Source organism: Burkholderia sp. BCC0322, from assembly GCF_902833045.1.
In the GTDB taxonomy this organism is placed as follows: domain Bacteria; phylum Pseudomonadota; class Gammaproteobacteria; order Burkholderiales; family Burkholderiaceae; genus Burkholderia.
The window spans coordinates 424,907-442,906 of sequence record NZ_CADFDU010000001.1 but is presented as its reverse complement, the minus strand read 5'-3'; the positions used below and the strand labels follow the sequence as shown (position 1 = coordinate 442,906).

Here is an 18,000-nt window from a genome sequence, read left to right as displayed (position 1 = left end):
GTTCAGCGGCTCCGTTCCAGGAACGGCAGCAGATGGCCGATGAATGCGTCGGGCGCCTCTTCCATGATGAAGTGGCCGCAATCGGGCACGACCGCGCCCTGCAGATCCGTCGCGTTGTCGCGCATCGTGACCAGCGGCGCATCGCCGGTGGCATGTTCGGCGCCGATCGCGAGCACCGGCATCGTCAGCTTGCGCTGCGCCCGCGCCTGGTTCTGCCGGATCGTCTCCGGAATCGCACGGTAATAGGAGAAGCCGCCGCGCAGGCCGCCCGGCGCCGCATAGGCGTCGATATACACGTCGACGGCCACGCAATCGCGCCGGAACGACCAGCGGTTGAACATGAACTCCAGATAGGCGCGTTCACGTCCGGCAATCAGCGTCTCGGGCAGGTCGGCCAGCTGGTTGAACATGAAATGCCACAGGAAGATGTTCTGTTCCGGCGGAGCGAAGATCGACGGCGCCGGCGCCAGCCCGGGGATCACCGCCTCCGTGAGCGCCAGCGACTTCACCGCCTCGGGCCGATCGCTCGCCAGCGCATAGGCCACCCACATGCCGACGTCGTGGCCGGCCACCTGGTACACATCGAAGCCCAGTTGCACCATCACGCGATGCAACGTGGCCGCCGTGTGGCCCGTGTCGTAACCCGCATGCGGCCGGTCGGAATAGCCGGTGCCGGGCGGATCGACCGCGATGGCCATGAAGCCGCGCGCGGCGAGCGCCTGCATCACATGACGCCATGCGTACCAGGTTTGCGGCCATCCCGGAATCAGCAGGACCGGGGTGCCTGCGCCGGCCGTCACGCAATGAATGCGCTGGCCGTCGACGCGGACGTATTGATGGGCAACGCGTTGAGCGTCGGCTGACGATTGAAGTTGAGCGGACATATTGATGGTTCCTCGCAATGGGGGGCGGCTCAGGCGATGCCGAGCATGTCGTGGATTTGCCGTTGATCGACCGCGGCACCGGCGAAGTCGTCGAAGATGCGCTCCGTCACCCGGATGATGTGGTCGTTGATGAACGCAACCCCTTCGCGCGCGCCGTCCTCCTGGTCCTTGAGGCAGCATTCCCACTCGAGGGTGGCCCATCCTGCATAGTCGTACTGAGCAAATTTCGAAAAAATCGCCTTGAAGTCGACCTGACCGTCGCCGAGCGAGCGGAACCGGCCGGCGCGCTTGAGCCACGAACCGTAGCCGCCGTAAATGCCTTGTCGGCCCGAAGGCCGAAACTCGGCATCCTTCACATGGAACATGCGAATGTGGTCGCGGTAGATATCGATGTACGCGAGATAGTCCAGCTGCTGCAGCACGAAATGGCTCGGATCGAACAGTATCTTGCAGCGTGCGTGCTGGCCGACCAGCGCATGAAAACGCTCGAAGCTGACGCCATCGTGCAGGTCTTCGCTGGGATGGATCTCGTAGCAGAGGTTGACGCCGTTTTCATCGCAGACGTCGAGAATCGGCCGCCAGCGGCGCGCCAGCTCGTCGAAGGCCGCCTCGATCAGGCCGGCGGGCCGTTGCGGGAACGGAAACAGGTAGGGCCACGCGAACGAGCCCGAAAACGTGCCCATGTCGGTCAGCCCCAGGCGTCGGGAAGCCCGCGCGGCCAGCTTGAGCCGATCCAGCGCCCACGCGGTACGCGCGTTCGGGTTGCCACGCACGGCCTCGGGCGCGAAGTTGTCGCACATGGCGTCGTACGCCGGATGCACGGCGACCAGTTGCCCGAAGATGTGCGTGGTCAGTTCGCTGATCTCCAGCCCGTGTTCGGCCAACATCCCCTTCACGTCATCGCAATAGGCCTGGCTTTCCGCGGCCGTCGCCACGTCGAACAGCCGGCCTTCCCACGCGGGAATCTGCAACGCCTTGAAGCCGACGCCGGCCGCCCATTGCGCGATGTTCGGCAAGCTGTTGAACGGCACCGCATCGTCGGCGAACTGCGCGAGATGGAGACTGGGGCCCTTGAGGGTACGCATGATCAACTCCTATTGTTTGTTGATCGACAAAGAATAGGGTAGCGGTACGGCACGTGTCAACACGGCGCGCGATAAAATCGGTGCACGATGTGACGACGGACGAAAGGGATATGGCGGGACGACCGAGAGAATTTGATCGCGACACGGCGCTGAAACGCGCGATGCTGGCGTTCTGGCGACACGGCTACGAAGGCACGTCGATGTCCGACCTGGTCGAAGCGATGGGCATCGCGTCAGCGCGCATCTATGCCGCCTTCGGCAGCAAGGAAGCATTGTTCCAGGAGGCCGTGGCGCTCTACGAGCAAGGCGAAGGCGGCTTCGCCGATCGCGCGCTCGTCGAGGAAAGCGATGTCCGCGCAGCCGTCGAACGGATGCTGCGCGACGCCGTCGCCGCCTATACCCGGCGCGGCCAGCCGCACGGCTGCATGGTGGTCTCCGCCGCCACCAACTACTCCGCCGAAAACGAAGGGGTGATGGAATGGCTGGCCGCCCATCGGCGCGCACGCACACACTCGATCGTCGAGCGCCTGCAGCTCGCGGCCGAACAGGGGCAACTCGCGCGGGGCACCGACATCAAGGCGCTGGCCGATTTCTACGCGACGCAGTTGCACGGCATTTCAGTGCAATCCCGCGACGGGGTATCGAAAGAGCGGCTGCTCGCCTCCATCGGGCCGGCGATGCTGCCGCTCGCGATGGCGGTGCGCGACGCGGCGTGACGCGGCACGACTGACGGGACGCGGCGCTCCGATCGCGACGCGGACGCAGTCGGGAACGCTGAATCGTTGTCACCCTCCGGTTTGAGCACACCGGAAGGAAGCGCAATTCAAGTGCTTCCGGACCTCGAGGCATCGCCTCTCGCGGCACGTCGCCACCACCGGGAATATTCGCGCACACGGAATCGCGTCCCTCACCGTGTTTCTGCCGGACAACGTTCATCGAAAATCAGGTACGCACCGCAATGGACCAGGATATTCAGAACATGCTCCGCCGCTATCGCGAACGAGAGATCGCCCTGCATCAGGTACGCGCGTGGCTTGACGGCGAAAGAGCGCGTGTGGATGCACAAGTCCCACGCGGTGAATGGCTGAAACTCATGCGAGGGAGTGAAGCGCAAAGCAACGGCGCGATCGCGCGCCTGCTTCCGGCTTGCCTACACTGTCTCGGTGTCGGCAAGCCCAAAGCGTTCGCGTCGCGTCAGGAATATCAGCAATACACCCGTCGTCGTGACGCAGCCGTCGCAAGCGGCGTCCTCTCCGAAATCATTCCTCAACCTCATTTTGCTTCCGAAGGCCACGATTCAGCGGGTTCGGTCATGTACTGTCGCTGCACCTGCTGCCGCTCGATCTGGGCATTCGTCGAGCCAGAGAAATCGGAAAGCGGTTCATGGAACCGAATCCTCTAGACGCGGCGTCCGAAATCCCGCATCACCATCGCGGTCAGCATGCCGCCGGGCGCCACCGGGTGTCGCGACAGCGCAAGTTCCGACCTGGCACCTACCGCAGGGATCGGCCATCGCTTCGCCGTCGCGTACATCGCGCACGGATAGAAGTGGTCACGCCCGTCATATCCGGGATCAGAGCGGAGCGTGAGAGCGACGCGCCGATCGCCTCGGCGCGCCGCTTCGCGGCTGCGTTGCATATCGATATGCAAACATTCGCGCGGCCGCGCCATTTTCATCGCAATACACTGAGCCGGCTGACGGGCTCGGAAAGCGCGCAGAAGCTCCTTCGGGGTGCGCTTCGAATCAGCCGAGCGGCTAGCGATATCTCGGGCGACGTCCGGAGGACGCACTGAAGACCCGCTGCCTGACGTCACATCGATCGAGGCCGGTGCGGCGGGATAGGGTCGGGTACACACGTCGCGGGTTTGCAAAATTGCGGGGCTGCTCTCACGTCGTAGCCAGCCTATGTTCGGCGAAAGAAAACAGGGGGCGAGGCTTACCGGCTTGGACGTGGTTCCGCCGCATGTTCCCACCCCATCTCTTCAAACGCCTGCTTGATGAGCGGGCATTTTCTGTTTCGCTCCCCTTCGTCCGATTGTCCACAAGAAAGCGTGTATTTCGCACCCGCTCGCACGCAACGAGCGGTTGTTCGTGAACCTTGGATATGGGGCGCTACCGATCAGGTAGAGGGCGAGCGTACCGTCCCCATGATTGGGAAGGCGGTTCGTCTGCGCGGCATGACGCAGGACTTCGGAATCCTTCCTGCAAGACGCCTAGAATTCAGTCATGGCTGCATTCCACAAGGAGGCTGTCATGACTCAGTCGATGATTGGATGGGTGGTTGGTCTTGCGGTGATCGCGGTGGTTGCAGTCGCGTTGGCGCGTCGTTTCCAGAGCGAACATCCAGGTATGCACGTCGTTCAATGGTTGGATTCCCATCACTTGGGGTGGATGCATCGCAAACATTGACATCTCCGCGCGGGCGGCGATAACGCCGCCTTGCCGAAGTTTTCCGGGAACCACGCTCACGGACGCCGACGGGCGGGTGAAGTCGGCTATGTCGTTGTCTCACCAAGTGTCTTGGCAAGGAAGGCATCATGGATGACGAAGTGTGTACGACCCATACGCACGTGGCGCGCCTTCGTGTGATGAAGACCGTGTCTGGGCGCTATCGCGGCATCGTCCACTTGCACCGCATCGGAGAGGATCCAGGCTTCTCCGAACAACACGATACCGAAGGGGATTTTGCGACGAACGTGGAAGCGCGCGACGCCGCTCGGTCGCTCGCGCGCGCTTTGCTCGAAGAAAAAATCCAGGGGTACGAAAAGACGCAGGGAATCGATTGAACCAGCCTCGCGGCTCGGTCGTTACGCAGCCTCGATCGATAACACGACGTTCGTCAGCGCGTCGCGCGGGCGTTGCACAATGCTGCTGCAAGGAACCGACCATGACACCCCATGACGTGATGACAATCTTCGAGCGGATGAACGCACAGGGAAGGGCTGCCGCCGATCTGGACCATGCTTGCGCCGAGTTCGCCGGCTGGTTGGCGGAGGCATGGAGTCGATTGAGCGAGGATGAGGTCACACTGCTGACGTCGATCGGCGCGTCGCTGTATCGCGAGGGGTATGCGAGGCGGTACTAGGCAGGTTCTGGGGCCGGCGTGAATATATGGGCGGGGCGGATCGAAAGAGCGTATAAAGTTCGAATGACTATCCCTTCCGTTACCGCCGAGTCGGTCCTGGGTCTGTTCCGGCTAATTGCCGGAAGAGAGGAACGCCGGACTTCCGGCGAGTCGCCAAGAATGGCGGCGCTCCTGACACTTGCCGAGCAGCTTGCACGCAACCATCAGGTCATGACGGAAGATAGTTGGGATGCAACCGTTCGTGTTGGCGGCCTGCTGTTGCGAGCGGAAATGATCAACAACGACGCCGACACGATGGTGCTCGAGTTGCTGAGCCGGCTGCGGCAGCGGAAATGAGAAACCTCGTTCGAGAGTATAGCGAGTCGTCCCCTGTGGAGTGACCAACGTGTCGACACACCTGCATATTTTCTACAAGGGGTACGAACTTCATCCCCTCGTCTTCGCCCGCACATTCAGTCGCTTTGACGGACATTCCCGTTACGCCGAAGGGTATGACATCGCGGTACGGATATGTCGCCCGGGCGCGATCGCAACCTCCACCGCAAGCCGTGTTTTCAGGCTGGGCCAACCGCATGCATTCTCCGACTTTGGAATGGCAAGGCGTGCCGCCGGGCAGCAGGGAAAGGACATCATCGACGGAAAGGTGAGCGGAGCTTCGGTCCTCGACATGTGATCAGGCTGCCGGCGTCCTGCATCGGCTGATTGGTTCGGGCCGCGGGCGGCGCTCTCGTTGATGTTCACCCGGAATTGACCCGCCTGGGGCTGTCGGGGATCGCGATGCCAAGCTCGACCCGCATCTGGCCGCGGCCAATTCGCCGACTATCACAACGGAAGATCGCGGCGCCACTCCGCAGACTAATAAGACGGTTACACATCTAGTGTTGGAAGGATACGTTGACGACGTAATTCGCTACGTCGTTTCGCTTGAGGCAGGCGAGGGGGCTCGACTGTACAGAGCTACGGAGGGTACGTCCTACGAGGGCACGGAAATTTTTGCTAGCGATACCGTGATCTAGCGCCATCGACATTAAAAAAGGCCGACCGCTCCAAAGTCGACCAACAGAAAATCATTCATTTATGCATGGCGCTTCTCGTGATCCAGAAGCCATTGCTTACGAGCTAGGCCACCGCCATAACCTGTTAGCGTCCCATCCTTCCCCAGCACTCGGTGACACGGTATGACAATCGAGACTCGATTAGCCCCATTGGCGCCCGCTACTGCCCTCACTGCCAAGGGTTTGCCGAGTTTCTCCGCCTGCTCACCGTAACTGGCCGTACTTCCATAGGGGACGGCCTGCAACGCTTGCCATACCGATTGCTGGAATGGGCTCCCGGGCGTGTCTAGTGTCAGATCAAACTGTTTGCGCGTGCCGGCAAAGTATTCGCCGATTTCGCGCTCGGCTTGGCGCGTGTGAGCATTTTCCCCAGCTAGGATGCGTGCCCGCAAGAGTCGTTGGAGATCCTTGAATTCGGTTTCCAGCATCCGCCGATCAACGAACTCCAGCAGACATACGCCCTGCTCACTGGCGCACACGAACATCGGTCCCAAGGGCGTGGTGAAGCGATGGATGAGGATGACATTCGTCGCCTCGGTCGGCGCGCGCCCCGTCAGTTTCCTGCAGGTGTAGCCGAATCCGCTGAGCGAGTCGTATCCACTGTCTAACGCGACCTCGGTGGTACTCCGACCGGCCTTCAGTTCCTCCAGCGCCGTATTGATCCGCAGCGAACGCTGGAACGCTTGGAAACTCATCCCGTAGTGCTGCTGGAACCAGCGACGAATACGCTCCGGACTAAGACCGCGTTGCCTGAGGAGATAATCACTCAGGCGCTCCTTAGGATGGGTGCGCACCCAGTCGATGGCCTCCGCCACCTCGGGTGGCGCAGTGTTAGCGTTCTCGGTCGGCTTGCATACCTTGCAGGGTCGATAACCGGCGTCGAGTGTTTCCTTGAGCTCTGTATAGAACACGACGTTCTCGCGTTTTGGCTTGCGCGCCCGGCATGTCGCAATACAAAACACACCAGTGGTCTTCACCCCAACGTAGAAGATGCCGACATGGTCCGCCGCGCGCTCAACCAGCGCACGGTAATAAGTATCGATCTGCCGAGTGTCAGTGACTTGCATGATCGAATACCGGCTTGAAAGACTGGCTTGCTCGCACGTCGATGAAAAGTTTCTGTAATACTTGGAGCGCATGTTGGTGCAAGAAATTGCCCATGCTGACGCGCTTGACGCCCAGTGCAGCCAATCGCTCGAACGACGGCAAATTCGGCATGCACATCACGTTCAACGGAAGTGAAATACCGTCGACGATCGCGGCGATATCCGCTTCATCGGTTACGCAGGGCACAAAGAGACCATTTGCCCCGTTTTCCGCATAGCGCCGACCGCGGGCAAGGGTTTCTTCACGTGCATGGGCGACGCCCATCAGGAAGGTATCGGTGCGCACGTTGAGAAACAGCTTGACTCCGGATGCTAGCAAGCCCGTATCGATATCGTGCAGACGCCGCGAGAAGGTATCTGCGTCCACAAGGGTACGCTGCCCCTCACGCACCATGCTGTCCTCCAGATTGACACCGGCCACGCCCAGAGCGGCCAGTTCGCGGAGATTGGCTACCACGGCCTCGGGAGTCGCGCCATAGCCAGCCTCGACATCAACGGTCAGCGGCAGATCGGATACGGATCGCAAACGAGCGACCAGTGCCTTCAATTCCGGAAAACTGACCCCTTCTCCGTCGGCATAGCCCAACAAATCGGCAATAGCTGCACTGGAGGTTCCGAGCGCCGCGTAGCCGGCGGCTTCTGCCGCACGAGCACTGGTGGCATCCCAGACATTGGCAAGCAGCAGCGGTTCGTTTTGTTGATGGAGTTGGGCAAATTTCATGGACTGTTCCTCACTTGGATATGGTTCAAGTATGGGTTTCAGACCGATGACCTTACAACCGAAAACCAGACGGGTATTTTTTGGGTTCATCGTGGAAAGCCGTGGACGTTTTCGAGGCAATTGGTAATCTGATGCTGCTAGAAACGGGCGTTGGATGCCAAATTGCTGGATCGCAAAGCACTGCAGGCGCTGAGCTGCTGGACGGGCTACCGTGTTGAACGGGTGGAGTGGCCGTCAGAGAGCAGCCGAACGCTATCGCTGGATCTCAAGCCGGTCAGCAAGGCGGATGTACTGCGAACAGTGCGGCAAGCGCTGCCAGTACATTCATGAGACGACGATCCGACGGGGGCGGGATTTGCCGCTGTTCGAGTATCGAGTGGTACTGCGCGTTCCGCGCCGGCGGGTCTGGTGTGAACACTGCGGCGGCCCTCGGCTCGAGAAACTGGACTGACAGGAGCGCTACCCGCGAGTCACGGCCCAGTTTGCCAAGGCTTACGAAGTGCTGCTGAAGTCGACCAGTGTGCAAGCCGTGGCAGCGTGCTACGACTTGAACTGGCACACGGTCATATCCATCGACAAAGCGAGTCTGCAAACCAGTATTGTGCAACTCCACTGGACGCAAGTGCGCTATCTGGCGATGGACGAATTTGCCCTTCACAAGGGCCATCGCTATGCGACAGTGGTCGTCGATCCGATCAGCCACCAGGTGCTCTGGATCGGCCCCGGACGCTCGCGCGAAACGGCTCGAACCTTCTTCGAACAGTTGCCTGAAGGCGGTGCCGAACGCATCGAAGCGGTCGCGATCGACATGACCACGGCCTGTGAGCCGGAGATCAACGAACACTGCCCGCAAGCGGAAATCGTCTTCGATCTGTACCACGTCGTGGCCAAAATGCGGTCGCGAGGTGATCGACCGGGTGCGCGTGGATCAGGCCAATCAACTCCGACATCACAACGAATGTGGGCTCTCAGAAAAGATGTCTTTGGCACCCTATCGAAATCAATATCTCGGACATCTTTTCCGAGATAACTCGATGTCGCCCGTCTCAGCAATGACGTCCTTGGGCGCGGGAATTCCCAGAAAAGTTGTCTTTGAAAAAATCCCCCGCCAACGGAAGACGTTCAGGAAATGCGACTGTCGCCTGGGTCGTCGCGGCGAATTGCGGCACGTCAGATCCGGCCACGCCATTCGATGCCAAGCACTGGAGGAACTCCGAGTTGGCCTCGGCCGGCCATGCCCACACGAGAACGTCTTGGTACGCACCGGAGATCGCTCTGCTTGTTCGCTACGTTGCGATCTCGAGGCAGTGTCGCTGCCAGGGAACACCGCCACGGATTATTCGCGATCGGCATCGTAGTCGATGGACAGCCGTCGTACCAGCGACGCGGCAAAAGTGAAGTCCGTGCCACGAAGGTCAACGAGGCACTTCGCCATCGGCATCACGGATCGAGCGGGCAGTGCGTGGCCGGAACGATGGTTTGCTCGAAAGGCGGTTGCGGGAAATATTGCGTGGTCATCTGGACCTGCTTGGCGACATCCGATCCTGCGACACGCGCTATGATGGCCAGCGCCTCATCCAGTCCTGACGAAATGCCGCCGCCGGTGATCCGGTTGCCGTCGATGACATAGCGAGGGAAGCCTTCGGCTACCTTGATCGCGGGGAATTGGCTGAAGCAAGGGATAAACGCCCAATGCGTGGTCGCCCGATAGTTATCGAGCAGACCTGCGGCGGCGAGCAGCATGGCACCCTCGCATACGGACGAGACGTAGTCCGCGCCAGCGCTCTGCGCCTTCAGGAAGTCCAGATACGGGCCACCCTGCATCAACTGCTGCAGGGCACTCGGATTCCCACCCGGCACCCATAACAAGTGTGTTTGGGATACAGGCTCGGCGTAGTCGGCAAATCGACGCTGCGGCGTGAGGATCAGGCCATCGCGAGTTTTGAGCGGAGACAGGTGCTCCGCAGCCAGGGTGATCGTCGTCGCCCGCGTGGTCCAGGTTTCGGCCATCCAACTGAACAGCTCGACCGGCGCGGCCACGTCCAGCAGGTCAACACCGGGATAGATCGGGATCGTGATGTGGAACGGCGGACGTTCTTGCGTCATGGCGTATCTCCAGGTCACTCCGGGAAGGGCTCACAGCGGCGCCTGTTGCGAAGAGGCACCTGATCCGTCAGTCCGTCCCCAGCGGGATATTTACCTCGATGGTGGGGTTGCCCATCAACTCATACGGGAAGCGGTTCCCGAATTTCGACGAAAGAAAACTCATGGCGTAGGCCAATCAGCACCGCAGGCATGAGCGATGGTATCGCCAAGCTACGGTGTGGAAGCCCTGACGCTGGCTTAGGGGAAGTCGCCGGTCGGATGGTTGTGGTTCGCGTGATTCATGCCAACCATGCCGATGCCGCCGCCGGGGGCCGTCGCATCCGGAACAATGCGGATGTTGGTCATCATCCCGCCGTCTTCGTGATCGAGGATATGGCAGTGGATAACGAACTCGCCGATGTAGCGGTCGTAACGCGTGCGCACAAGCACCTGGTAGTTGTTCTGCACGAAGACGGTGTCCTTGAAGACGTGCCACATCCCGCAATACTGGTTTTGCAGGCCGATGTCGTCGGGCGGAACCAGGCACTCTCCGTTCGGGCCGAAGATGCTCTTGGGCTGCGCACCTGGCGGCGCGTAGCGGACATCCATCACCTCGAACGGGTTGACATGGATATGGAAGATATGCGGTTCGCCCTGCGAGGTGAGCACCCAGTCGTCCGTGGTCCCCACTTGGCGCGTGAAGTCGACGCGGTCTGGATCGTAGGCCTTGTAGTTGATGTAGAAACCGAACGGGCCAGTCCAAGGCGCACCCGGCTTGGCTGGCGGCGTGGCAGGCGGCGCCGGCGGGAAGGGCGGATTGCCGATGAAGAAATCGACCTTCTGCACAGCGGGGTTGACAGCCACATTCCTGAGGTCGTCCATGGCACGCCAGGGTGTCAGGTCACCTGCCAGCAGCCCATTCAGGGCCGCGGGTGGAAGCGTTTTGTCGGCCTTGTTCCCGTCATAGAGAGCCTGCTGGACATAGGTTTTGAGATCGCCAGCCACAGGCTTGCCGTCCGACACGATCACCGTTGCGAGCAGCTGCGTCTCGTTTGGCCCTTGGCCGCCCGGCCCGCCATGGGGGCCAGCGTTGGCCCGCTCCGCAGGCGTTGCAGCCTGGTTCAGGATGCAATAGGTACCTGGCCGCGGGAACGCGATCAACACGTCGCTGCGATAGCCCGGCTGCAGGAAATTGCTGCCGATGCCGCCGCTCACGCTTTTCTTATCGACGCCGATCGCGCGTATGGCCGTACGGGTCAGGCCATCTGATGCGATTTCAAATTGTGGCACCAGGTCGACAGGCTTGCTCTTGTCCGGCACAAGCACCGGGCAGAGTGCCGCGACCGCGGCCAGCTGCTCCTTGCGCGAACCCGTCAGTACGCCCGCGAGTGCCGCCCGGGACTCAGGCGTATTGGTGGCCATTGGCACGATCTGCAAGTTGATCGTGTCGTGGATGCCTGCATGGATGAAGCGCCAGCGCTGAATCTCCCCAGCGGCTACGTTACGTAGCGTCGGTTGGACAACGCCGTTGATGCTTGTGAACCGGCCGCTGTCGTCCCATACGGTTGACGAAGAGAGTTGCTCGTTGAAGTCTTCAACGACACCGACCTTTCCAGCCGGACATGACCATTGGCCCTTCGCCTGGATGATCTTGCCTTCGTCGTCGAAGCAAGCGTACGGAATTTGCTGGAAGAGGAAGATTTGCTCGGGGATCGGCCGTCCCGAGGCGTCGTGCAGGATGGTATCGATGTCTCCCGGCGCTGCACCGACGTAGCGCCGATTGCCGCGCACGATCAGCGGCCCTGCCGCTCCGCTCGCGACTTGTAGCGCAGTTGAGCCGTGGCGGTGCGCGTGGTACCAGAAGGTGCCCGATGGATGATCGGACGGGATGTTGATCTCGTACTCGAATTTTGTTTGCGGGCCGACGTTGAGCAGGACATTGTCGCTGTTTCCGGCAGGCGACACATGCAGTCCGTGGAAATGCATGTTGATCGTGTTGAAGCAGCCTGGCCTCCCGCCCGCCGGATCGCGCCCGCCAGGACAGCTCGGGTCATGCTTGTCCAGCCGGTTGTCAAGATTCACCCGCAGCGTGTTTCCGGGTTTCAGTTCAAGCAGCGGGCCGGAAAGGCAGCCGCCATACGACCTCAGCCTGACGCGATCCTCCGCTCCGTTGGGATTGCCGGGGTTGTAGATCTGGTTCTCTCGCTTCTCGACCTCCAGGTTGAGCGTGACGGTCTGCCCGTCACGCGTGATATCGCCCGAAGGATTGCATGTCGTCGCAGAGGGTTGCTTCTCGATTGTCGCCAGCGCTTCCAGCGGCCCCTTCTCTGCCAGCTTTGGCGGAGGAAGAAAAGGCTGCGCGGCCAATTGCGCCAGCGCGGGTTCGTTGGCCACAAGCATCAACATTGCCCATCCAGCGATGCAAGCCGCTTTCATTGTGCGCCCCCGGGAAATGCCGCAAAAGGCGGAGTCTTCACGTCTTTGTATTAAAGCTGATTCTAGAAATCGCGCACTGATACTGCAACCTCGTTTTCATGAAAATAAATTTCATCTGCGATATAACGCACTATGCACTTATTTTAGAATTTTCAAGTTTGAGGCGATATGACGGTAAAACGAAACAATAAAGATGACAAAATCGCTTTATCGTGACCACCGCTTCCAGGCTGTCGTCATTAGCTGTGCGATTCACTGGTATTTCCGGTTCAACCTGAGCCTGCTGGACATCATGGAGTTGCTGCTCGATCCTGGTGTCGTGGGCACATGCGAAACGATTCGTTGCTGGTGCAACAAGTTTGGCGTGGTGCCCCTTACCGACTGAGCGCCTTGCTTACAGCACGGGTTTCAGTGCAGCCAGGTGTGAAACTGATGGTCGCGTGCGAAAGCAAAAAAGTCATTCAGCATCGCCTGCTCGAACTCGTCGTGCCGATTTTCAATCTGGTCGAGGGCGTGAGCGCGCTCGGCGGCAAAATGGATCGAGAGCGAATAAGTCTGCGCGGATTGCAAGTTTCTCACCGCGATCGACGTGACGCGCGGCGAGTCCGCCTTGGTCTGGTCGTAAAGAAGCTCGCAAAGGTAGTGAACGATGAGCGTGTTTTCTGGCTTCTTGAACAGATCATTCAGTTGCGCTTTCGCCCGTTTCCAGCGGTCGTAAAGGTCTTGTTGTTGGCCCATGGTCCCGTGGCTTTTACTCGTTCCGGCGCATAAACCTAGCACGACTCAATCTGCACGACGGGCGCCGGTTTCCAGGTGCCGCGCTGTTAGAGACCAAGACGATCGCCGTTGAGCGGCGGCAGCGGGACGTCGATCACCTCGTCCGCCACGTCGCGCAGCGTACCGGCTTCGCGGACTTGGCAAGCACGCCACCAATCGCCACAAGATCGCTCGAAGGTCTTCTTACCGCAAAAATCGACTCTATATTCGACTCATGGCGCCGCAGATAGAGCACATATCCAGTGAAACGTCGCTTTTTATTCAAAGACAACATATTGAGACTGCAGACATCTTTTCTGAGAACCAACAACAAATGTGGGCTCGCAGAAAAGGTGTCTTTGGGCCCCTATACAGATCAAGGACTTGGACATCTTTTTTGAGAACACCGCATGCTTCTTGTCTCAGAAAAGATGTCCTTGGCCACGAAAATTCTCAGAAAAGTTGTCCTTCGGAATGTCACGCCCCTACCTAGGCGCCTCGGCGGAACTCGGCGACCGGCAGCACAATGGATGAGCGTTTCAGCGGCCAGCGATGTCGGCACTTCTTGTGCTATAAATGTGCATATAGTGTGCGCCAAGAAAGCTTCCATGAGCCCCGGTCTGGCCCGAGATTCAACGCCACCCCTCGATTTCGATCACTTCCTGGCGTCTTTGAAGGACTCGGAGAGCGCTGCGCCGATCGTCTCGGCGCGACGCTTCGCGGCCGCCCTGCATATCGATATGCAGACACTCGCACGGCTGGCCCATGTCCATCGCAATACCATCAGTCGTCTTCCCGGCGCCGAAAGCGTGCAAAAGTATCTTCGAGACGCGCTGCGGGTCATCCGAGCTGCAACCGATATCTCCGGAGATATACGGAGCACGCTGTTTTGGTATCGCAATGAACCACTGCCGACCTTTGGCTACAAGACTGCCGAAGAGCTGATATCGGAGGGACGCACTGAAGACCTGCTGCGTTACGTCACATCGCTCGAGGCCGGTGCGGCTGGATAGCCGGAGACACACGTTGCGGGTCCGCAAAATTGCGGCTAACCGCAATTTCCTTTGCGAGTCCAGAGCGGCCTCGAGCAATGAAGCGACATCGGCGTTGCGCATGCCGAGTACCGCAGCTATCCGCTCAATTTGTTCGGTCGATGGCGGCGGCTTAACCGCGCGCTCGAGCTTCCAGACATATTGAATCGCGACCCCAAGTTGCTTGGCCACATTCGTTTGACTGAGACCAGCTCGCTTTCGGTAGTACACCAATGCATTTGAGAATGGAGTCATCGCCTTGCACCTACACATGTCCTATCTCTCAATGTATGTGGTGACCCAGCCGTCGGACAAGTAAATTTTTTCTTCTTCTACGCCACAACAAAGGCGGAAGAACCATCGTTCGGATCAAAAAATAGAGGCATGCGTTATGGAAACGCTGAAAAGGAGAAGAAAATAATTTCCCTTTTTGTACAAGTGTCGGCTCGTATATTTCTCGAGTAGGGTCGATTCATTCGTCAAACTTCTGAACGGCGTACGCAAGGAAATCGACGAAAATTGATCTATAGGTGTTCAAACGACACGCAGATTTGCGGTGACGGATGAACGGTGCCGGCCGGCCGATAAGCATCTGTTGCGCGAAAGTTACACTCTCAGGACAAGTATGGGCCGGGTTGCAAAGCGACATAAATAGCCATGGTTCACATCGCCACGATTGGTATGACAATTCGGAGTTTGTACCGCAGAAAAGCTGCACAGAGCCTCTAGGTTTACTTCGTCAGGCCATCAAGACGATCGACAAAGCCATCCCCGGCGATTCGATGAAGTTCTCGCTAAAGACAACCTCCGACTCGGAGCGGCCGTAGAAGCCGATCTTGGCGATGCGCTCAAGTGCCACATCGACCTGCACGGGGAGGGTTAGCCGAACGAGCCGAGTGGCTTCGGCAGATGGCTTGCGCCCTGCACTAAGCATCGCCCCCCCATTGGCTTGTGGAGACACGCCCCAGACGTGAAACGGCGATTGGGCATCGCCAATGCGACGACATCGATCTGACACCATCGACTAAACATTGCGTCGTAGGCCGTCACTGCCAAATATTCTCCGATCATTTTCTGCCTATCCATACGGGTTACATTCCCAACGCATGGAAGGTAGCCAATTATTCAAAGACAACTTATTGAGACTGCGGACATCTTTTCTGAGAGACAACAACAAACACTCGCAACACAAGCCCACCCACCTCTCCCCGTACCGGCAATCGTCAATCCAACTGTACCGGTACTGTACAGAAATCCATCGCTAAACTGACCTCCATCCCAGTCCAGAACCGAACGGAGAATCCGCGATGGAATTCCTCACCCTGAGCGCGTTGCCCGCCGGCATGCTGTTCGCGCTCGTCACGTCGATCACGCCCGGCCCGAACAACACGATGCTGCTCGCATCCGGCGTCAACTTCGGTTTCCGCCGCACCATGCCGCACCTGTTCGGCATCAGCACCGGCGTCGCGATCCTGATGCTCTGCGTCGGCTTCGGCCTCGGCGAAGCGTTCAAGCGCATGCCGCTTCTGTACACGATCCTCGAAGCCGCGAGCGTCGCGTACCTGCTGTACCTCGCGTGGCGCATCGGCACGTCGGGCGAAGTGAAGGCGCACGGCGGCAAGCCGCGTCCGATGACGTTCATCGAAGCCGCCGCGTTCCAGTGGATCAATCCGAAGGCATGGATGATGGTGCTGACCGCCGCGACGACGATCCGCCTGTCCGCCGACTACGGAATGAACGCCGCATGGATGGCCGTCGTGTTCATCCTGATCGGCTTCCCGTGCATCAGCCTATGGGCTGCTTTCGGGCTCGGCCTGCGACGCTTCCTGTCGAACCCCCGCGCGCTGCGCATCTTCAACGTGACGATGGCCGTGCTGCTGATCCTGTCGCTGTATCCGCTGGTCGCACACCTGCTGGCGTAGTGGGTGCTCGCCGTGCGCCCGTTGAGATTCGCCCGATGCAGGCGTACCCTTTTGTGACGGGCGCGCGCAACCGTTTCGCTGGTTGCGCCGCCGCTGCCGGGAGAGTGCCGATGAAGCCACTGCTGAGGGCGGGCGAACACATCGAGGGGATGCACTGGATCGCCGAATATCATCCGCTCACGCACGAGATTCGCGTGCTGCGCGAAAACATCGAGATCGGCATCTACTGCGCCCCGCCGACGATGTTCGGCGAAGAGGAAGACATGGGCGCCGCGAACCTCGCCGATCATCGCGGCCGGGAGGCCGCGCTGCGCGCGTATCTGCGCAACTTCGTGAAGGAACACGACGCGGAAGAATAGCCGGCGGCCGCCGTATCGGCGGGCCGGCGCATCGCACCGGCCCGCGCTTCGCTCAATGCCCGAGCGACTCGATCTTGCCTGCCGGCTGCGTCACGCCATGCGGCCGTGCCATCTGCTTGATCAGCAGCGCGACACACGCGAGCAAGCCCGCGACGGCGATCGTCGCGAACACGCCCGTGAACGAGACATGCCGGCGCGTCAGTTCGGCGACGAGGAACGATCCTGCAATCCCGCCGAAGCGGCCGACGCCGAGCATCCACGCGACACCCGTGCCGCGCCCTTCGGTCGGATAGAACGCAGCGGCGAGCGCCGGCATCGACGATTGCGCGGTATTCATCAGCACACCGGCCACGAAGACGACCAGCACGAGCAGCCCGACGTTACCGGCCGCCTGCCCGATCGCATAGACGCTCACCGCCGTCAGCGCGTAGCACACGGCGATCACGCGGTTCGCGTTGAAGCGGTCCATCAGCACGCCGCACAGCACCGCACCCACGCCGCCAAGCGGGAACAACGCGGAGATCAGCGTCGCGCTCTTCGGCGTCAGGCCGGCATCCTTCAGCAGGATCGGCATCCAGTTGATCGACGCGTAGAAGATCACGAGCCCCATGAAGTACGCGAGCCACAGCATCACCGAGCCGACGATGTACGAGCGCGACAGCACGACGCCGAGGCCCTTGCTGCCCGTCTGCGGCGCGGCTTCGGTCATCGCGAACGAGCCGGCGTTCAGCGCATCGCGCGAAATGCGCGCGAGCGTCGCGCGGATCTTGTCGACAGCGTGATTGTTGGCGACCATGAAGCGCACCGATTCCGGCATCTTCAGCAGCAACAGCACACCGAGCAGCAACGGCGTCACGCCGCCGAGGATCAGCACGCTGCGCCAGCCGAAATGCGGAATCATCCAGGCAGCCAGGAAACCGCCGAACGCGGCGCCGAGCGGAAAGCCGCAGAACATCAGGTTGATCACGGTTGCTCGGCGCTTGTCCGGGCAGAACTCGCCCATCATCGTGACCGCGTTCGGCATCGCCGCGCCCAGCCCGACGCCGGTGATGAAACGAAGGATCGTCAGGTGCCCGATCGTCGTCGAGAATGCGGACATCAGGCATGCGACGCCGAACAGGAATACCGAACCGAGCAGCAGCGAGCGACGCCCGAGTTTGTCGGACAGCGGGCCCGACACGAGCGCGCCGCACGCGAGGCCGAACAGCGCGGCGCTCAGCACCGGTGCAAGATCCGGCTTGGTGAGGTTCCATTCGCCGAGCAGCGACGGCGCGATAAAGCCGATCGCAGCCGTATCGAAGCCGTCGAGCAGCACGATCACGAAACACATGAGGAATACGAGCCATTGAAAACCGCCGAACGGCTGCTCGTTGATGAAGGTCTGGACATCGACCACGGGTGTGCGATTCATCGCTAGTCTCCTTGTCGGCCGGCGTTGTTACGCCAGTCCCATGCAACACCGATATAGATGCAA

General features: G+C 60.2%; 19 protein-coding genes and 3 pseudogenes. 12 read left to right on the top strand and 10 right to left on the bottom strand.

Annotation, left to right across the window (positions count from 1 at the left end):
* Positions 1 to 2: 2 nt before the first annotated feature.
* Together HWX39_RS02075 and HWX39_RS02070 are read right to left on the bottom strand one after the other, a co-directional pair.
* On the bottom strand, positions 3 to 884 hold the full coding sequence (locus HWX39_RS02075; RefSeq protein ID WP_175965338.1) for an alpha/beta hydrolase: 882 nt from the start codon (positions 882 to 884) through the stop codon (positions 3 to 5).
* Between the two features lie 29 nt (positions 885 to 913).
* Positions 914 to 1,969 (bottom strand): sugar phosphate isomerase/epimerase family protein, encoded by a 1,056-nt coding sequence (locus HWX39_RS02070; protein WP_175965337.1) that lies wholly within the window; start codon positions 1,967 to 1,969, stop codon positions 914 to 916.
* A gap of 110 nt (positions 1,970 to 2,079) precedes the next feature.
* Here HWX39_RS02070 and HWX39_RS02065 point away from each other — a divergent pair, with 110 nt between their 5' ends.
* The 7 genes from HWX39_RS02065 to HWX39_RS02035 all read left to right on the top strand — a co-directional run bounded on the left by HWX39_RS02065 (position 2,080) and on the right by HWX39_RS02035 (position 5,728).
* The gene (locus tag HWX39_RS02065; RefSeq protein WP_175966037.1) at positions 2,080 to 2,685 is read left to right on the top strand and encodes a TetR/AcrR family transcriptional regulator; all 606 of its coding nucleotides are present in this window, start codon (positions 2,080 to 2,082) and stop codon (positions 2,683 to 2,685) included.
* A 242-nt stretch (positions 2,686 to 2,927) separates the two neighbouring features.
* A complete protein-coding gene (locus HWX39_RS02060; protein WP_175965336.1) occupies positions 2,928 to 3,371 on the top strand; it encodes a hypothetical protein in 444 nt (147 codons plus the stop codon).
* A gap of 825 nt (positions 3,372 to 4,196) precedes the next feature.
* On the top strand, positions 4,197 to 4,379 hold the full coding sequence (locus HWX39_RS02055) for a hypothetical protein (RefSeq protein WP_175964990.1): 183 nt from the start codon (positions 4,197 to 4,199) through the stop codon (positions 4,377 to 4,379).
* Between the two features lie 128 nt (positions 4,380 to 4,507).
* Entirely contained in the window at positions 4,508 to 4,756 is a 249-nt protein-coding gene (locus tag HWX39_RS02050; protein ID WP_226200187.1) for a hypothetical protein, read from the top strand.
* A 101-nt stretch (positions 4,757 to 4,857) separates the two neighbouring features.
* Positions 4,858 to 5,055 carry a hypothetical protein gene (locus tag HWX39_RS02045; RefSeq protein ID WP_175965335.1) on the top strand — a complete coding sequence of 66 codons (198 nt, stop codon included), beginning with the start codon at positions 4,858 to 4,860 and terminating at the stop codon, positions 5,053 to 5,055.
* Positions 5,056 to 5,118: 63 nt separating this feature from the next.
* Positions 5,119 to 5,391 (top strand): hypothetical protein, encoded by a 273-nt coding sequence (locus HWX39_RS02040; RefSeq protein ID WP_175965334.1) that lies wholly within the window; start codon positions 5,119 to 5,121, stop codon positions 5,389 to 5,391.
* Positions 5,392 to 5,440: 49 nt separating this feature from the next.
* Positions 5,441 to 5,728 (top strand): hypothetical protein, encoded by a 288-nt coding sequence (locus HWX39_RS02035; RefSeq protein WP_175965333.1) that lies wholly within the window; start codon positions 5,441 to 5,443, stop codon positions 5,726 to 5,728.
* 402 nt (positions 5,729 to 6,130) lie between these two features.
* Here the strand turns inward: HWX39_RS02035 and HWX39_RS02030 are convergent, their stop codons facing one another.
* Together HWX39_RS02030 and HWX39_RS02025 are read right to left on the bottom strand one after the other, a co-directional pair.
* A complete protein-coding gene (locus HWX39_RS02030) occupies positions 6,131 to 7,177 on the bottom strand; it encodes a methylated-DNA--[protein]-cysteine S-methyltransferase (RefSeq protein WP_175965332.1) in 1,047 nt (348 codons plus the stop codon).
* Positions 7,164 to 7,937: an isocitrate lyase/phosphoenolpyruvate mutase family protein gene (locus HWX39_RS02025; RefSeq protein ID WP_175965331.1), complete on the bottom strand. Its 774-nt coding sequence runs from the start codon at positions 7,935 to 7,937 to the stop codon at positions 7,164 to 7,166. Before HWX39_RS02025 ends, HWX39_RS02030 begins: the two co-directional genes overlap by 14 nt.
* A 162-nt stretch (positions 7,938 to 8,099) precedes the next feature.
* On the opposite strand from HWX39_RS02025, the pseudogene HWX39_RS02020 reads away from it, so the two are divergent.
* A pseudogene (locus tag HWX39_RS02020) lies at positions 8,100 to 8,887 on the top strand (ISL3 family transposase); the annotation flags it as partial.
* A 490-nt stretch (positions 8,888 to 9,377) separates the two neighbouring features.
* Here HWX39_RS02020 and HWX39_RS02015 read toward each other — a convergent pair.
* Both HWX39_RS02015 and HWX39_RS02010 read right to left on the bottom strand, forming a co-directional pair.
* Positions 9,378 to 10,043 carry a DJ-1/PfpI family protein gene (locus HWX39_RS02015; RefSeq protein ID WP_175965330.1) on the bottom strand — a complete coding sequence of 222 codons (666 nt, stop codon included), beginning with the start codon at positions 10,041 to 10,043 and terminating at the stop codon, positions 9,378 to 9,380.
* A 237-nt stretch (positions 10,044 to 10,280) separates the two neighbouring features.
* Positions 10,281 to 12,428 carry a multicopper oxidase domain-containing protein gene (locus HWX39_RS02010; RefSeq protein ID WP_175965329.1) on the bottom strand — a complete coding sequence of 716 codons (2,148 nt, stop codon included), beginning with the start codon at positions 12,426 to 12,428 and terminating at the stop codon, positions 10,281 to 10,283.
* Between the two features lie 217 nt (positions 12,429 to 12,645).
* On the opposite strand from HWX39_RS02010, the pseudogene HWX39_RS02005 reads away from it, so the two are divergent.
* Positions 12,646 to 12,822, top strand: a pseudogene (locus HWX39_RS02005) (IS6 family transposase); the annotation flags it as partial.
* 44 nt (positions 12,823 to 12,866) lie between these two features.
* Here the strand turns inward: HWX39_RS02005 and HWX39_RS02000 are convergent.
* Positions 12,867 to 13,196 carry a hypothetical protein gene (locus tag HWX39_RS02000; protein WP_244134872.1) on the bottom strand — a complete coding sequence of 110 codons (330 nt, stop codon included), beginning with the start codon at positions 13,194 to 13,196 and terminating at the stop codon, positions 12,867 to 12,869.
* Positions 13,197 to 13,822: 626 nt separating this feature from the next.
* Here HWX39_RS02000 and HWX39_RS01995 point away from each other — a divergent pair.
* A complete protein-coding gene (locus HWX39_RS01995; RefSeq protein ID WP_175965328.1) occupies positions 13,823 to 14,227 on the top strand; it encodes a DUF2384 domain-containing protein in 405 nt (134 codons plus the stop codon).
* 90 nt (positions 14,228 to 14,317) lie between these two features.
* Here HWX39_RS01995 and HWX39_RS36035 read toward each other — a convergent pair.
* Positions 14,318 to 14,500, bottom strand: a pseudogene (locus HWX39_RS36035) (helix-turn-helix transcriptional regulator); the annotation flags it as partial.
* Positions 14,501 to 14,984: 484 nt separating this feature from the next.
* Entirely contained in the window at positions 14,985 to 15,116 is a 132-nt protein-coding gene (locus tag HWX39_RS36605) for a hypothetical protein (RefSeq protein ID WP_279613054.1), read from the bottom strand.
* A gap of 436 nt (positions 15,117 to 15,552) precedes the next feature.
* Here HWX39_RS36605 and HWX39_RS01985 point away from each other — a divergent pair, with 436 nt between their 5' ends.
* Both HWX39_RS01985 and HWX39_RS01980 read left to right on the top strand, forming a co-directional pair.
* Complete coding sequence (locus HWX39_RS01985; RefSeq protein WP_175965327.1) at positions 15,553 to 16,167, top strand: LysE family translocator; 615 nt, start codon at positions 15,553 to 15,555, stop codon at positions 16,165 to 16,167.
* A 110-nt stretch (positions 16,168 to 16,277) separates the two neighbouring features.
* Positions 16,278 to 16,526 carry a hypothetical protein gene (locus HWX39_RS01980; RefSeq protein WP_175965326.1) on the top strand — a complete coding sequence of 83 codons (249 nt, stop codon included), beginning with the start codon at positions 16,278 to 16,280 and terminating at the stop codon, positions 16,524 to 16,526.
* A 52-nt stretch (positions 16,527 to 16,578) separates the two neighbouring features.
* Here HWX39_RS01980 and HWX39_RS01975 read toward each other — a convergent pair whose 3' ends face one another.
* Positions 16,579 to 17,937, bottom strand: a complete 1,359-nt coding sequence (locus tag HWX39_RS01975) for an MFS transporter (protein WP_175965325.1) — start codon at positions 17,935 to 17,937, stop codon at positions 16,579 to 16,581.
* Positions 17,938 to 18,000 lie beyond the last annotated feature (63 nt).